The organism is Curvibacter soli, from assembly GCF_029211125.1.
Taxonomy (GTDB): domain Bacteria; phylum Pseudomonadota; class Gammaproteobacteria; order Burkholderiales; family Burkholderiaceae_C; genus Curvibacter_A; species Curvibacter_A soli.
Window position 1 is genome coordinate 1 of sequence record NZ_JARGEN010000083.1, and the last position, 15,051, is coordinate 15,051.

A 15,051-nucleotide genomic window follows, 5' to 3' on the forward strand; every position below is an offset into this window, starting at 1 on the left:
GGTGGCAATGCAACTCTGTCTGCAACTTGTGGGCCAATTATCCTATCGATTCATGGTGACTGACTAGTAGGCTCCATGAAGAACGCCGGCGACGCTGGGCGCAAGACCGTCGTCAACAGCGGGGGCATGACCACTTCCTGGTTCGGCTTCAAGGGCTCGGAAGACCTGGGCGGCGGCCTCAAGGCCAATTTCGCGCTGACATCGTTCATCCAGGCCGACGACGGCACCCAGGGCCGCTTCCCGGGCGACACCTTCTTCTCGCGCGACGCCAACGTCAGCCTCTCGGGCGACTTTGGCGCCGTGCTGCTGGGCCGCTGGATGGCGCCCAACTTCCTGCCGTCCGTTATCGGCAACCCGCTGGGCGACTCATTCACCTTCTCTCCGCTGATCCTGCACATGAACGTGCCGCTGTTCAACGGCACGGGCTGACGTTCCATGACCCCCGCCGACACGGGCTGGAGCAACCAGATCGTGTACTCCACGCCAGACATCGGCGGCTTCAAGGCCAACCTGCAGTACCAGTTCGGCGAACAGGCTGGCCAGACCAGCAAGAACAACGTGGGCGTCAACTTCTTCTATTTTGGCGGCCCGCTGACCCTGACCGGTTTTTATGAAAACGCCGACATCACCAACCCAGTGAATACGCTGCTGGCCAACAACCAGAAATACTGGATGCTGCTGGGCGCCTACGACTTCGGCATGGTCAAGCCCTACCTGAGCTATGGCGAAAAGAAGATCGACGACACCGTCTCCACCAAGGGCAAGACCTACCAGGTGGGCGCCTCGGCACCGCTGGGCAATGGCAAGCTGATCGCCGAGTGGGTGAAGACCGACTGGTCCACCCCCGACGTGAACCGCAAGACCTTCACCCTGGGCTACGACTACAACCTGTCCAAGCGCACCGACGTGTACGCGATGTTCATGAACGACAAGATCACGAACCAGAACACCGGCAACAGCTTCGGCATCGGCATCCGTCACAAGTTCTGAGCGGCGCAAGGCCTGCCTTTCGCTCCGGCCCCCGCGCACTGCGCGCCCTTCTTGCGAGGGGCATGCGAGGCGCGGGGGCTTTTTCCATCACGCCGGCAAAAGCAGCGGCGGCCCGCTCTGTCAATGCGCTGTCACGCACCCGCCGTACCTTCGTACCTCCATACCTTCCCAGACAGACAAATTCCACGCCATGGACAGGCTCGTACCGCCGGACGACACGTCCGCCCTCATTGCCGCGCTGTGCCCTGCCATGCAAGGCTCCGGCCCGCTGGCGCGCCTGATGTCCGAAGGCGCGCTGTACTGCGTGTTCCAGCCGCTGGCGGACCTGCGCGAAGGCGCCGTGTTCGCCCACGAAGCCCTGATCCGCGGCCCCGAGAACACCCCGTTCCATACCCCCGGCGTATTGCTCGCCATGGCGCGCAGCGAGCAGATGCTGGCCGACTTCGAGCTGTTCTGCATCTTCACCGCCCTGGTGCAATGGGGAAAAAGCGACCAGCCGGGCCGGCTGTTCGTCAACACCAGCGCCAACGCTCTGGTGCAGATCACGACGCGCCAGCGCGAGGCAGGTACGTTCGGCGACCTGCTGCGCGCTTTCGGCATGCTGCCGCGCAAGCTGGTGCTGGAGCTGACCGAGCACGAACGCGCCGACGACCTGGCGCAGTTCCGCGACGCGATCAACGCCGTGCATGCATCGGGCGCGATGCTGGCGCTCGACGACTTCGGCGACGGCCATTCCAGCCTGAAGCTGTGGGCCGAGGTGAAGCCCAACTTCGTCAAGATCGACCGCTACTTCATCCATGCCATCAGCGAGCAAGGCGAGAGCCTGCAGATGGTGCAGGCCATCCAGCGCATCGCCGACGTGTTCGGCACCACGCTGGTGGCCGAGGGCATCGAGACGCGCGATGACCTGCGCGTGCTGCGCGACCTGGATATCGGCTACGGCCAGGGCTTCCTGCTGGGTCGCCCTGGACGCGAGCCGAGCATGCGCATCGAGGCGCCCGCGCTGGCGGTCATCCAGGACCGGCGCGTGGCCGTGCTGCCGCAACTGCCGCACAACGCGCGCCCCGACGTGCTGCGCAGCCTCTCGGTGATCCAGGCGCCCTGCGTGGGCCTGACGACCACCAACAACGAACTGGCCGCGCTGCTGCACCAGCACCCCACGCTGCACGCCGTTGCCGTGGTGGACAAGGACCGGCCCGTGGCGCTGATCAACCGACAGCAGTTCATGAACCACTACACCGTCATGTACTTCCGCGAAGTGCATGGCAAGAAGCCCTGCATCGCCTATGCCAACCACGCGCCGCGTCTGGTCGAGCTGGACTACGACGTGGACGAGCTGGTGGGCATCCTGACCTCGCAGGACCAGCGCTACCTGAGCGACGGCTTCATCGTCACCGACAACGGGCGCTACGTGGGCCTGGGCACGGGCGACCAGCTCGTGCGCGCGGTGACCGAGGCGCGCATCGAGGCCGCGCGCCACGCCAACCCGCTGACCTTCCTGCCCGGCAACATCCCGATCAGCATCCACATCGAGCGCCTGCTGGCCAACGGCTCGGAATTCGTTGCCTGCTACGCCGACCTGAACAACTTCAAGCCCTTCAACGACCAGTACGGCTACTGGCGCGGCGACGAGATGATCCGCCTGATGGCGCGGCTGGCCCTGGCCCACTGCGACGCGCGACGCGACTTCGTCGGCCACGTGGGCGGCGACGACTTCGTCATCCTGTTCCAGAGCAACGACTGGCAGCGGCGCTGCGAAGCCATGGTGTGCGAATTCGCGCAGCAGGCGCAGGAGCTGTTCGACGAAACGGCGCGGCAAGCCGGCGGCATCCAGGCCGAGGACCGGCATGGCGTGGTGCGCTTCTTCCCGTGTACCACCGTCTCCATCGGCGCGGTGCGCATACACCGGGGCCAGTACCGCAGCGCCGAGGAAGTGGCCAACGAAGCCGCGCTGGCCAAGCACGCGGCCAAGCAGAGCCAGAGCGGCCTGTTCGTGCGCGAAGACGCAGCCGGCACCGCCGACCTGACGCTCCAGCCCGGCGAAGCGCTATTGAAAGCATAGCTGCAAGCGCTTGCATATCAAGCGCTGGAGGCCGATTTTGCTTCAACCTGGAAACGGCAGTTGACCGCTTTGTATCCCTTGCCAGGCCGCATGAAATCGAGCGTTGACGGCTTCGATGGGGTTCACCTCGTGGGTGAGAGCGCTATGCACCTGCCAGCACCGCGCTCGGGGTGCCATGCGGCGTTGCTCCTCCTTGCGGGCACCAAGCCCGCCGCGTCGTCGCGTCTTGCCTGGCACCCCGATCACGGCACCGGCAGGCGCATCCAACTGCCGTTTCCAGGTTCAACCCAGAAACCTGCCGCGCCGCGCCTGCGCGAGCTGCAGCGCCAGTGCGTTGTGGCGCTCCACCAGCGGCTCCACCTCCAGGGTGGCGAGCCGCCCTTCGCGCACCACCACGCGGCCGTTGACGATGGTGTACGCCGCCTGCGGGCTGGCGCACAGCAGCAGTGCGCCCACGGGGTCATGCACGGCGCCGCCCGCAAAGGCCAGCGTGCGCAGGTCGAACAACGCCAGGTCGGCGCACATGCCAGGCGCGAGGTGGCCGATGTCGGCACGGCCCAGCACCTGGGTGCCGCCGCGCGTGGCGGTGAAGCGCATGCCGATTTCGGCAGCGGCCTCGATGCTGTCGTCTAGTGCGGTGTTCAACGCTAAGCAGCACATAAAACCGCGCCTTTTGACGCATGGCGGCGTTGCAAATCCTCGCGATAGCTACGGCTATCGCTGTGGTTTGCGCCTTGCCCTGCGCCAAAACGCATCGCTTTTATTGATGCCGCCAAGCATCGAACACTGCACCAGCCGCACGCCGTTGGGGTAGATGTAGAGGTGGTCGCTGCTGGTGGTGCAGCCCGAGAGCAGCAGCTCGGCCATCGCCACCTGGGTGGAGACGCGCACCATCTCGGGCGTGAGGCCGGCCCAGACCGGGTACAGCCCCTGCAGCCAGGCGAACAGCTCGGCGTCCTGCACGCCAGGTACGGCGCGCGTGAGCGACTGGTACATGTGGTGGTGCGTGTTGACCAGCCCCGGCACGACGAGGTGGCCGCGCGCGTCGATCACCGCGTCGGCGGCCTGCGGCAGTTCGGCGGCGGGGCCGATGGCCTCGACGCGGTGGCCGCGGATGAAGATGGAGGCGCCGCGCAGTTCGCGCCGCTCGCCATCCATGGTGGCAACGCACTGCGCATCGCGGAGCAGCAGCGTGGCCATGGCCCGGGCTATTCGACCTTCGCGCCGGCCTGGAACCAGCGCCCCAGCAAGGCGCGCTCGTCGTCGGTGATGCCGGTCGCGTTGTTGAGCGGCATGGCCTTCATGACCACGGCCTGCTGGTACAGCGCCTGGGCGTGCTGCTTGACGGCCTCGGGGTTGTCCAAGCGCACGTTCTTCATCTGCATGGCCGGGCCGTGGCACATGTAGCAGCGCGTTTCGAGCACCTTCTGCACCTGGATATAGGAAACGGCTGCAGCGCCCGTATTTACTGCGGTAGCAGCTACTGAATTAATAGCATAAGGCGTGGGCCTGAGCCACGCGACCAGCCCCGCGATGACGGCCACGCCCACCAGCGCATACGGCCACGGATGGCGGTTGCGCCCCAGCTTGTAGCCGTGCCGCAGCACGAAGAACTGGCGGATGGCCGCACCCGCGAACATCATGAGGACGAGGATCAGCCAGTTGTGCGGACTGCCGTAGGTAAAGCCATAGTGGTTGCTCAGCATGGCGAACACCACGGGCAGCGTGAAGTAGGTGTTGTGCACGCTGCGCTGCTTGCCGCGCCAGCCGTGAACCGGGTCCACGGGCTGGCCGGCCTTGATGGCGGCCACGACCTTGCGCTGGCCCGGGATGATCCAGAACAGCACGTTGGCGCTCATGCTGGTGGCGATCATCGCGCCCATGAGCAGGAAGGCCGCGCGGCCCGCGAACCAGTGACAGGCCAGCCAGGCGGCCACGCAGACCAGCACCAGCACGAGCGCGCCGACGATGGCGTCGCCATTCTTCCGGCGCCCGAAGATCTGGCAGATGCCGTCGTAGAGCATCCAGAACACGATGAGGAACGACAGCGCCACGCCAACCGCCGCGCCCGGCGACCAGTCCATGAGCGACTTGTCCACCAGATAGGTGCCTGCGTTCCAGAGGTAGGAGACGGTGAACAGCGCGAAGCCCGACAGCCAGGTGCTGTAGCTTTCCCAGAAGAACCAGTGCAGGTGCGGCGGCAGTTGCGGCGGCGACACCGCGTACTTCACCGGATGGTAGAAGCCGCCGCCGTGCACGGCCCACAGCTCGCCGGTGGCGCCATCCTTGCGCAGTTGCTCGTCCACCGGCGGCGTGAGGCTGTTGTCGAGGAAGACGAAGTAGAACGAGGAGCCGACCCAGGCGATGGCGGTGATGACGTGCAGCCAGCGCAGCAGCAGGTTGGCCCAGTCGAGGAGGTAGCTTTCCATGGGGGTGTTCTTGTTGAACTCTCTACCTGCTCACCACCGCGGGCGCTCTGAGCAGCACGGGCCGCGAACCTGGATGTGAACCCTGCTCCGCTGCGGCCTGGGCGCAGAGTGTATACAACACGACTTACGCAAAACGGGTTCAGGCAAGACGCCTGCCCTTTGGACGCAATGGCTGGTGCATCCCTCTGTTTGCGCAAGCCCTGTCAAAACACTACCGCGCCGCCGATGCCGACATGGACTGCAATAACTGTGCCGCCGCAGCCACGGCGATCACCTCGGGCTCCTTGCCCGCGATGCCGGGCACGCCGATGGGGCAGGTCACGTGCGCCATCTCGGCGGGCCCGAAGCCGCGCGCCTCCAGCCGGTGGCGGAAGGCGGCCCACTTGGTCTGGCTGCCGATCAGGCCGACGTAGGGCAGGTCGCCGCGCTCGCGCTGGCGGCGCAGGCAGGCGGCCACGATGTCCAGGTCCTCGGCGTGGCTGAAGCTCATGACGACCACGCGCGAGCCCGGCGCCAGCAGGGGCACGGCGGCGTGCACGGGTTCGGAATGCTCGCAGGCCGCATGCACCGCCACGCCGGGCGGGAAGATGCCTGCGCGGCTGTCGATCCAGGTCAGAGCCACGGGCAGCGTGTCGAGCAGCCCCGCCAGTGCGACGCCCACGTGGCCGCCGCCGAACAGCGCCACGGGCGGGTGCTGTGCCGCCAGCCGCGCGCGCAGGGCCGGCGCGTCGGCGGCGCGCACGGGCGTAAAGCGCAGGTGCACCACGCCGCCGCAGCACTGGCCCAGGCTGGGGCCGAGGGGGTAGCGGCGCACTTCGGCGGCGACGGCGCCGCCGGCCAGCAGGGCGCGGGCCTGGGCCTCGGCCTGGTATTCGAGCTGGCCGCCGCCGATGGTGCCCGCCGCGCCGCGCCCGAACACCGCCATCCACGCGCCCGCGCCACGCGGGGCCGAGCCCTGCGTGGCGTCCACCGACACCAGCACGGCGCGTTCGCCGGCCAGCCGATCCAGAAAGCGGTCCAGTATGCTCATGGGGCTGGCATCCCGCGTGCCGGCAGGAGGACCACGCCGCCATGACGCTCCGCACACCGACGAGCCCGCCCGCTCCCCCGCACCGCCGGCACGCGACGGCCTTGGCCGTCGCCGGTTTTCCTGCGGCCTTGGCCGTCCCCGGTTTTCCTGCGGCCTTGGCCGCCGCCGTTTTGCTCGCAGCCCTGCTGGCGGGCTGCTCCATGCCGCCGCCACAGCAGCAGCCCGCGCCACCGGCCGTTCAGCCGCCGGGCGTGGCGGGGCCGGTGCCGGGCAGCCGGGGTTCGGCGCGCATCTCCGCCGCGCCCACGCCGCGCGCCTACAGGCAGGACGCGGCCACGCATCTCTACGGCCTGAACGCACAGCGCATCTACAAGGGCAAGCTGCCGCCGCTGCTCTACGCCGTCGGCACGCTGCAGGTCTCGATCAACCAGCGCGGCCAGGTCACGAAGCTGGAGTGGATGCGCGCGCCGCGCCACGCGCCCGAAGTGGTGGCCGAGATCGAGCGCACCGTGCGCGCCGCCGCACCCTTCCCCGCGCCGGCGCGCATGGAGCGCGTGGTCTACACCGACACGTGGCTGTGGGACAAGAGCGGGACGTTCCAACTCGATACCCTCACCGAAGGGCAGCAATAGCGGGCGGCTCAGGAGCCGCGGTAGGTGGAATAGCTCCACGGACTCACCAGCAGCGGCACGTGGTAGTGCTGCGCGGGATCGGCCACGCCGAAGTCCAGACTGACTTCGCCGAGGAAGTTGGGCTCGGGCAGCGCCACGCCGCGTGCACGGAAGTAGCCCGCCACGTCGAAGCTCAGGCGGTAGCGGCCGCGGCGCAAGGCGCCGTCGGCATACAGCGGTGCGTCGGGGCGGCCGTCGCGGTTGAGCGCGAAGCGCCTGACCAGCGCGGCGCTCCCGTCATCGTCCACCGCATACAGCGCGACGGCCATGCCCGTCGCCGGGCAGCCGTGCATGGTGTCCAGTACGTGCGTGCTCAGGCCCATGGGCCACCTCCCTAAAAAAAAACGTGCCATGGCGGCGCCGGCACGGCCAGCCGCCACCCCATGCGGGTTTGTACGCCCCGGCAAAAGTGTATACACTTCGCGCGCCCCGCACACTCACTATCATCGGCCAATGGAATCCTCCACTACCGCTGCCATTGTCGATGCGCTCACGCGGGCCATCGTGGAACACCGTCTCCACCCGGGCACCAAACTCGCCGAGCAGAAGCTGGCCGACCATTTCGGCGTGTCGCGCACGCTGGTGCGCCAGGCGCTGTTCCAGTTGTCGCACAACCGGCTGATCACCATGGAGCCCTCGCGTGGCGCCTTCGTGGCCTCGCCGTCGATCGAGGAGGCGCGGCAGGTGTTCGCCGTGCGCCGCATGCTCGAATCCGAAATGGCCCGCGCCTTCGCGCGCACCGCGCAGCCCGCGCACCTGCGCAGCCTGCGCGAGCACGTGGCGCGCGAAAAGGCCGCCGTGCAGCGCGGCGACGTGAGCGGGCGCACCGAGCTGCTGGGCGACTTCCACGTGCGCATGGCGGAGTTGATGGGCAACGAGGTGCTCGCGCAACTGCTGGGCGATCTGATCTCGCGCTGCGCGCTCATCACGCTGATGTACCAGTCGTCGAGCGCGGCCACGCATTCGCACGAGGAGCACGAGGTGATCGTGCAGGCGCTCGCGCGCGGCGACGGCGAGGCCGCGGCACGGCTCATGCATGAGCACCTGCTGAATGTCGAGGCCAACCTCGCCATCGAGCACAAGACCTTGCCCCCCCAGGATGTATCACTGGCCCTGGCGGCCACCTCTCCATGACGGCTTATTACGATTCCACCCTGCCCTACCCGCGCGACCTGGCCGGCTACGGGCGCAACCCGCCGCAGGCGCAATGGCCCGGCAACGCGCGCGTGGCGGTGCAGTTCGTGCTGAACTACGAGGAAGGCAGCGAGAACGCCACGCTGCACGGCGACGCGGGCTCCGAGCAGTTCCTCTCCGAGATGTTCAACCCGGCCAGCTACCCCGACCGGCACATGAGCATGGAGGGCATCTACGAATACGGCTCCCGCGCGGGCGTGTGGCGCATCCTGCGCGAGTTCGAGCGCCGGCGGCTACCGCTCACGGTGTTCGGCGTCGGCATGGCGCTCGAGCGCACGCCCGAGGTGGCCGCCGCGTTCGTCGAGCTGGGGCACGAGATCGCCTGCCACGGCTGGCGCTGGATCCACTACCAGAGCGTGGACGAGGGCACCGAGCGCGCCCACATGGCCCTGGCGCTCGACGCGATCGAGCGGCTCACCGGCGTGCGCCCCGGTCCGCAGGGCCACATCCATGGCCGCGGCTGGTACACGGGCCGCGACAGCCCGCGCACGCGCCGTCTGGTGGCCGACGACGGGCGTCTGGAATACGACAGCGACTACTACGGCGACGACCTGCCGTTCTGGATGGCAGTGCGCCGCAGCGACGGCAGCGTGGCGCCGCAGCTCATCGTGCCCTACACGCTGGACTGCAACGACATGCGCTTCGCGCTGCCGCAGGGCTATTCGCACGCCGAGCCGTTCTTCCAGTACATGAAGGACAGCTTCGACGCCCTTTACGCCGAGGGCGCCGACAGCCCGAAGATGCTGAGCATCGGCATGCACTGCCGCCTGCTGGGCCGCCCCGGGCGCATCGTGGCGCTGCAGCGCTTCCTGGACTACATCGCGGGCTTCGACCGCGTGTGGGTGTGCCGGCGCATCGACATAGCGCGGCACTGGAAGAATACGCACCCGTTCCCCGGCTTCGCCAAAGACTGACATGACCCTCACGCTCGCCCAGCTCAACACGGCCTCGTTCGCGCAGGCCACCCGCCTGCTCGACGGCGTGTACGAGCATTCGCCTTGGGTCGCCGAGCAGGCGCTGGCGCAGCGCCCCTTCCGCACGCTGGCGCATTTGAAGCACGCGATGGCGCAGGCGGTCGAGCGCGGCGGGCGGGACCAGCAGCTCGCGCTGATCCGCGCCCACCCCGAACTGGCCGGCAAGGCCATGGTCGGCAAGGCGCTCACCGCAGAATCGGCGCACGAGCAGGGCAAGGCGGGCCTGGCCGACTGCACGCCCGCGGAGTTCGCGCGCATCCAGCAGCTCAACGCCGACTACAACGCACGCTTCGGCTTCCCGTTCATCCTGGCCGTGCGCGGGCCGCGTGGCACGGGCCTGACGCGCGCGCAGATCATCGACGCCTTCGCGCGGCGGCAGGACAACCACCCCGACTTCGAGCGCGCCGAGGCGCTGCGCAACATCCACCGCATCGCCGAGATCCGCCTGAACGACAAGTTCGGCATGGAGCCCGCGCTCGGCAACCTCGTGTGGGACTGGCAGGAGCAGTTGGCCGCGCACAGCGACCCGGGCTTCGCCGAGAAAGGCCAGCTCACCGTCACCTACCTGACCGATGCGCACCGCGCCTGCGCCGCGCAGATCGCGCAATGGATGCGCGAGAGCGGCTGCGATGAAGTGGCCATCGACGCCGTAGGCAACGTGGTGGGCCGCTACTGCCCCGCCACGCCGGGGGCGTGCGCCGCAGCGACGGGCCGCCCCGAGCAAGGCACGGCCACCACGGGAGGCAGCGATGGACTCGAAGTGCCGCGCGTGGGGGCGCGCTACCTGCTGACCGGATCGCACTACGACACGGTGCGCAACGGCGGCAAGTACGACGGGCGCCTGGGCATCTTCGTGCCGCTGGCCTGCGTGCGCGAACTGCACCGCGCCGGCCGGCGACTGCCCTTCGGCATCGAGATCGTGGCGTTCGCCGAAGAGGAAGGGCAGCGCTACAAGGCCACCTTCCTGGGCTCGGGCGCGCTGACGGGCGACTTCCACGCCGACTGGCTGGATCAGAAGGATGCCGACGGCATCCCGATGCGCGAGGCCATGCGCCACGCCGGCCTGCGCATCGAGGACATCCCCGCGCTGCGCCGCGATGCGGCCGACTACCTGGGCTTCGTCGAGGTGCACATAGAGCAGGGGCCGGTGCTGAACGAACTGAACCTGCCACTGGGCGTCGTCACCTCGATCAACGGCAGCGTGCGCTACGTGGGCGAAGCCGCCGGCATGGCCAGCCACGCCGGCACCACCCCCATGGACCGCCGCCGCGACGCCGCCGCCGCCGTGGCCGAGTTGCTGCTCTACGTGGAGCGCCGCGCCGCGCAGGACGGCGATTCGGTGGGCACCGTGGGCATGCTGCAGGTGCCCGGCGGCTCCATCAACGTGGTGCCTGGGCACTGCCAGTTCAGCCTGGACCTGCGCGCGCCCACCGACGCGCAGCGCGACGCGCTGGTGGCCGACGTGCAGGCCGCGGCGGCCACCATCGCCGCGCGGCGCGGCGTGCGCTTCAGCCTGGAAGAAACCATGCGCGCCGCCGCCGCGCCCAGCGCGCCGCAGTGGCAATGGCGCTGGGAGCAGGCCGTGGAGGCGCTGGGCGTGCCCGCGCACCGCATGCCCAGCGGCGCGGGCCACGACGCGATGAAGCTGCACGACATCCTGCCGCAGGCCATGCTGTTCGTGCGCGGCGAGAACGCCGGCATCAGCCACAACCCGCTGGAGAGCACCACGAGCGACGACATGCAGCTCGCCGTGGAGGCCTTCCAGCACCTGCTGCAAGGGCTTGCGGCATCCTTCGATTCCCTCTGACCCACGACTTGCGCAAAAGAATGCAGCCTCTGTCGCCCGCACGAGCCCCGGCCGTCCGATGCAGCATATCTGCGCCAAGTCCCATCAACCCTTCTTCATGACCCTCCCGCAAGACTACGCCGCGCTCGACGCCTGGATCGACGCGCACTTCGACGAGCAGGTGCGCTTCCTGCAGGCGCTGGTGCGCGTGCCCACCGACACGCCGCCCGGCAACAACGCGCCGCATGCCGAGCGCACCGCCGAACTGCTGCAGTCCTTCGGCTTCGCCGCCGAGCGCCACCCCGTGCCCGAGGAGGAAGTGCGCGCCTACGGCATGGAGTCGATCACCAACCTGATCGTGCGCCGGCGCTACGGCGAAGGCGGCCGTACCATCGCGCTCAACGCCCACGGCGACGTGGTGCCGCCCGGCGAGGGCTGGGCGCACGACCCGTACGGCGCCGAGATCGTGGACGGCAGGATGTACGGCCGCGCCACGGCGGTGAGCAAGAGCGACTTCTCCACCTTCACCTTCGCGGTGCGCGCGCTGGAGGCGCTGGCCGCACCGCCGCGGCAGGGCGCGGTGGAGTTGCACTTCACCTACGACGAGGAATTCGGCGGCGAACTCGGCCCCGGCTGGCTGCTGAAGAACGGTCTGACGAAGCCCGACCTGATGATCGCCGCGGGCTTCAGCTACGAGGTGGTGACCGCGCATAACGGCTGCCTGCAGATGGAGGTGACGGTGCACGGCAAGATGGCGCACGCCGCCGTGCCGCACACCGGGGTGGACGCGCTGCAGGGCGCGGTGCGCATCCTAGACGCGCTGTACGCGCAGAACGCGCTGTACGAGAGCGTCACCTCGTCGGTGCCCGGCATCACGCACCCGTACCTCAACGTGGGGCGCATCGAGGGCGGCACCAACACCAACGTGGTGCCCGGCAAGGTCGTGCTGCGGCTCGACCGCCGCATGATCCCCGAGGAGAACCCGGTGGAGGTCGAGGCCGCGATCCGCCGCGTGATCGGACAGGCCGCCGCGGAATGCCCCGGCGTCACGGTGGAGATGCGCCGCCTGCTGCTGGCCCGCGCCATGCAGCCGCTGCCCGGCAACGCGCCGCTGGTCGCGGCGATCCAGCAGCACGGCCAGGCGCTGTTCGGCCAACCCATCCCCGCGATGGGCACGCCGCTCTACACCGACGTGCGGCTGTACGCCGAGCACGGCATCCCCGGCGTGATCTACGGCGCGGGCCCGCGCACCGTGCTCGAATCGCACGCCAAGCGCGCCGACGAGCGGCTGGACCTGCAGGACCTGCGCCGCGCCACCCAGGTCATAGCGCGCACGCTGCGCGACCTGCTGGCCTGAGCCTTGCTTGCCAGCGCTATCGATTCAGGAGCTGCCACCGCAATCAAAACAATGGTTTCAAGCAAGAATAGCTCTGAAACCGGCGCAATACCTGCGCAGCCAGCTACTTAAACCATAGCAAACTTGCCTACGCCGCGCGCCACCCAAGCGTAAGCCATCGCCCATCGCGCGCCCACCTGCAGGGCGCCAGCCCATAAGATCCCGAGGAGCTTTTTTCCATGTCCACCGAACTTTCCGCCGCCGAGCAACTGCTGCGCGACGCGGCGCGTGAATACCACCGCTCGCCCAGCCGGGGCAAGATTTCGGTCACGCCGACCAAGCCGCTGTTAAACCAGCGCGACCTGTCGCTGGCCTATTCACCCGGCGTGGCTTATCCGTGCCTGGACATCCAGGCCGACCCCGCGCTGGCGGCCGAATACACCTCGCGCGGCAACCTCGTGGGCGTGGTCACCAACGGCACCGCAGTGCTGGGCCTGGGCGACATCGGCCCGCTGGCCGGCAAGCCGGTAATGGAGGGCAAGGGCTGCCTGTTCAAGAAGTTCGCGGGCGTGGATGTGTTCGACATCGAGTTGGCCGAGCGCGACCCCGACAAGCTGGTGGACATCATCGCCGCGCTGGAACCCACGCTGGGCGGCATCAACCTGGAAGACATCAAGGCGCCCGAGTGCTTCTACATCGAGAAGAAGCTGCGCGAGCGCATGAATATCCCCGTGTTCCACGACGACCAGCACGGCACGGCCATCATCTCCAGCGCCGCGCTGCTCAACGGGCTGGAACTGGTGGGCAAGCAGATCGGCGCGGTGAAGGTCGCCGTCTCCGGCGCCGGCGCGGCGGCCATCGCCTGCGTGGACGTGATGGTGGGCCTGGGCGTCGCGCGCGAGAACGTCTACATGTGCGACTCCAAGGGCGTGATCCACGAAGGCCGCCCCGGCAAGCTCGACGCCTCCAAGCAGCGCTACGTGCAGAACACCGAGGCACGCACGCTGGCCGACGTAGTGCGCGGCGCCGACGTGTTCCTGGGCTGCTCGGCCCCCGACGTGCTGAGCGCCGAGATGGTCAAGACCATGGCCGACAAGCCCATCATCCTGGCGCTGGCCAACCCCGAGCCCGAGATCCGCCCCGAGCTGGCGAAGGCCGTGCGGCCCGACTGCATCATCGCCACGGGCCGCAGCGACTACCCGAACCAGGTCAACAACGTCCTGTGCTTCCCCTACATCTTCCGCGGCGCGCTCGACTGCGGCGCGACCAAGATCACCGAGGAAATGAAGCTCGCCTGCGTGCGCGAGATCGCCGAACTCGCCAAGGCCGAGACCAGCGACGAAGTGGCCGCCGCCTACCCCGGCAAGGAGCTGGCTTTCGGCCCCGACTACCTGATCCCCACGCCGTTCGACGCCCGGCTGATCCTGCGCATCGCGCCCGCCGTGGCCCGCGCCGCCGAGGCGTCGGGCGTGGCCACGCGCCCCATCGCCGACTACGCGGCCTACCGCGAGAGCCTCACCCGCTTCGTCTACCAGACCGGCATGTTCATGCGCCCCGTGTTCAACGCGGCCAAGGCCAGCCTCCAGCGCGTGGCCTACGCCGAGGGCGAGGACGAGCGCGTGCTGCGCGCGGCCCAGTTGGCGGTCGATGACGGCCTGGCCAAGCCCATCCTGATCGGCCGCCCGGCGGTGATCGCCACGCGCATCACCAAGGCCGGGCTGCGCCTGGTGCCCGGCAAGGACATCGAGATCGTCGACCCCGAGGACGACCCGCGCTTCCGCCAGTACTGGGAGGCGTACCACCACCGCATGGGCCGCAGCGGCATCACGCCCGAAGCGGCCAAGGCCGCGGTGCGCCGCTCCAACACGCTGATCGGCTCGCTCATGGTGCAACTGGGCGACGCCGACGCGCTGCTGTGCGGGCTGGTGGGCCGCTACGACCACCACCTGGAGCACATCCGCAACATCATCGGGCTGAAGAAAGGCGCGCCGGGCTTCGCCGCGCTCAACGCGCTGATGCTGGAGCAGCACACGCTGTTCATCGCCGACACCTACGTGAACGAGGAGCCCGATGCCGAGCAACTGGCGGCCATCGCCCAGATGGCCGCCGACGAGGTGCGCCGCTTCGGCCTGCCGCCGAAGGTGGCCTTCCTCTCGCATTCGAACTATGGCTCGTCGGAGCGCCCCTCGGCGCGCAAGATGCGGCTGGCGCGAGACCTGTTCGCGCGGATGGCGCCGGATGTGGAGTGCGACGGCGAGCTGCACGGCGACGCCGCGCTGTCCGAAAGCGTGCGCCAGGCCGCCCTGCCGCAAAGCACGCTGAACGGCGCAGCCAACGTGCTGATCTGCCCCAACCTGGACGCGGCCAACATCCTGTTCAACGTGCTCAAGACCACCAGCGGCCACGGCGTGACCATCGGCCCCATCCTGCTGGGCGCCGCCGCGTCGGCGCACATCCTCACGCCCTCGGCCACGATGCGCCGCGTAGTCAACATGACGGCGCTGGCGGCGGCGAACGCGCAATAACTTGAATGCGCGCCGGACGGCTGCGATAGAGCCATGCGGCACGGGGCGCAACCA

General features: G+C 68.7%; 12 protein-coding genes and 1 pseudogene. 8 read left to right on the top strand and 5 right to left on the bottom strand.

The features are described from left to right. Window positions 1–66: 66 nt before the first annotated feature. Both PY257_RS15815 and PY257_RS15820 read left to right on the top strand, forming a co-directional pair. Window positions 67–990: pseudogene (locus tag PY257_RS15815) on the top strand (porin); the annotation flags it as partial. Between the two features lie 190 nt (window positions 991–1,180). After that, window positions 1,181–3,052 carry a GGDEF domain-containing protein gene (locus PY257_RS15820; RefSeq protein WP_275743558.1) on the top strand — a complete coding sequence of 624 codons (1,872 nt, stop codon included), beginning with the start codon at window positions 1,181–1,183 and terminating at the stop codon, window positions 3,050–3,052. Window positions 3,053–3,334: 282 nt separating this feature from the next. Here PY257_RS15820 and PY257_RS15825 read toward each other — a convergent pair whose 3' ends face one another. The 4 genes from PY257_RS15825 to xdhC form a co-directional block, all read right to left on the bottom strand. Beyond that, window positions 3,335–3,697 carry an amidohydrolase family protein gene (locus tag PY257_RS15825; RefSeq protein ID WP_419095730.1) on the bottom strand — a complete coding sequence of 121 codons (363 nt, stop codon included), beginning with the start codon at window positions 3,695–3,697 and terminating at the stop codon, window positions 3,335–3,337. A gap of 69 nt (window positions 3,698–3,766) precedes the next feature. Next, window positions 3,767–4,252: an amidohydrolase family protein gene (locus PY257_RS15830; protein ID WP_419095731.1), complete on the bottom strand. Its 486-nt coding sequence runs from the start codon at window positions 4,250–4,252 to the stop codon at window positions 3,767–3,769. Window positions 4,253–4,260: 8 nt separating this feature from the next. Further along, entirely contained in the window at window positions 4,261–5,481 is a 1,221-nt protein-coding gene (locus tag PY257_RS15835) for a urate hydroxylase PuuD (RefSeq protein ID WP_275743560.1), read from the bottom strand. A gap of 211 nt (window positions 5,482–5,692) precedes the next feature. Further along, entirely contained in the window at window positions 5,693–6,511 is an 819-nt protein-coding gene (gene xdhC / locus PY257_RS15840) for a xanthine dehydrogenase accessory protein XdhC (RefSeq protein WP_275743562.1), read from the bottom strand. A gap of 200 nt (window positions 6,512–6,711) precedes the next feature. On the opposite strand from xdhC, the gene PY257_RS15845 reads away from it, so the two are divergent. After that, entirely contained in the window at window positions 6,712–7,143 is a 432-nt protein-coding gene (locus tag PY257_RS15845) for a hypothetical protein (RefSeq protein ID WP_275743615.1), read from the top strand. An 8-nt stretch (window positions 7,144–7,151) separates the two neighbouring features. Here PY257_RS15845 and uraH read toward each other — a convergent pair whose 3' ends face one another. Next, entirely contained in the window at window positions 7,152–7,505 is a 354-nt protein-coding gene (gene uraH / locus PY257_RS15850) for a hydroxyisourate hydrolase (protein WP_275743564.1), read from the bottom strand. 130 nt (window positions 7,506–7,635) lie between these two features. Here uraH and PY257_RS15855 point away from each other — a divergent pair, with 130 nt between their 5' ends. From PY257_RS15855 to PY257_RS15875, 5 genes are all read left to right on the top strand, one after another. Further along, the gene (locus tag PY257_RS15855; protein ID WP_275743567.1) at window positions 7,636–8,316 is read left to right on the top strand and encodes a GntR family transcriptional regulator; all 681 of its coding nucleotides are present in this window, start codon (window positions 7,636–7,638) and stop codon (window positions 8,314–8,316) included. Beyond that, on the top strand, window positions 8,313–9,290 hold the full coding sequence (gene puuE / locus PY257_RS15860; protein ID WP_275743569.1) for an allantoinase PuuE: 978 nt from the start codon (window positions 8,313–8,315) through the stop codon (window positions 9,288–9,290). Before PY257_RS15855 ends, puuE begins: the two co-directional genes overlap by 4 nt. Window position 9,291: 1 nt before the next feature. Then, window positions 9,292–11,157: a 2-oxo-4-hydroxy-4-carboxy-5-ureidoimidazoline decarboxylase gene (gene uraD / locus PY257_RS15865; RefSeq protein ID WP_275743571.1), complete on the top strand. Its 1,866-nt coding sequence runs from the start codon at window positions 9,292–9,294 to the stop codon at window positions 11,155–11,157. A 97-nt stretch (window positions 11,158–11,254) separates the two neighbouring features. Then, window positions 11,255–12,493 carry a M20 family metallopeptidase gene (locus PY257_RS15870; RefSeq protein WP_275743573.1) on the top strand — a complete coding sequence of 413 codons (1,239 nt, stop codon included), beginning with the start codon at window positions 11,255–11,257 and terminating at the stop codon, window positions 12,491–12,493. 218 nt (window positions 12,494–12,711) lie between these two features. Continuing rightward, on the top strand, window positions 12,712–14,997 hold the full coding sequence (locus tag PY257_RS15875; RefSeq protein WP_275743576.1) for an NADP-dependent malic enzyme: 2,286 nt from the start codon (window positions 12,712–12,714) through the stop codon (window positions 14,995–14,997). The last annotated feature ends 54 nt before the right edge of the window (window positions 14,998–15,051 follow it).

Excerpts from the sequence above, each read along its gene's own strand:
- PY257_RS15870 (WP_275743573.1), top strand. The coding sequence starts at position 11,255 with ATGACCCTCCCGCAAGACTACGCCGCGCTCGACGCCTGGATCGACGCG.
- uraD (WP_275743571.1), top strand. The coding sequence starts at position 9,292 with ATGACCCTCACGCTCGCCCAGCTCAACACGGCCTCGTTCGCGCAGGCC.
- puuE (WP_275743569.1), top strand. The coding sequence starts at position 8,313 with ATGACGGCTTATTACGATTCCACCCTGCCCTACCCGCGCGACCTGGCC.
- PY257_RS15845 (WP_275743615.1), top strand. The coding sequence starts at position 6,712 with ATGCCGCCGCCACAGCAGCAGCCCGCGCCACCGGCCGTTCAGCCGCCG.
- uraH (WP_275743564.1), bottom strand. The coding sequence starts at position 7,505 with ATGGGCCTGAGCACGCACGTACTGGACACCATGCACGGCTGCCCGGCG.
- PY257_RS15855 (WP_275743567.1), top strand. The coding sequence starts at position 7,636 with ATGGAATCCTCCACTACCGCTGCCATTGTCGATGCGCTCACGCGGGCC.
- PY257_RS15835 (WP_275743560.1), bottom strand. The coding sequence starts at position 5,481 with ATGGAAAGCTACCTCCTCGACTGGGCCAACCTGCTGCTGCGCTGGCTG.
- PY257_RS15875 (WP_275743576.1), top strand. The coding sequence starts at position 12,712 with ATGTCCACCGAACTTTCCGCCGCCGAGCAACTGCTGCGCGACGCGGCG.
- xdhC (WP_275743562.1), bottom strand. The coding sequence starts at position 6,511 with ATGAGCATACTGGACCGCTTTCTGGATCGGCTGGCCGGCGAACGCGCC.
- PY257_RS15830 (WP_419095731.1), bottom strand. The coding sequence starts at position 4,252 with ATGGCCACGCTGCTGCTCCGCGATGCGCAGTGCGTTGCCACCATGGAT.
- PY257_RS15820 (WP_275743558.1), top strand. The coding sequence starts at position 1,181 with ATGGACAGGCTCGTACCGCCGGACGACACGTCCGCCCTCATTGCCGCG.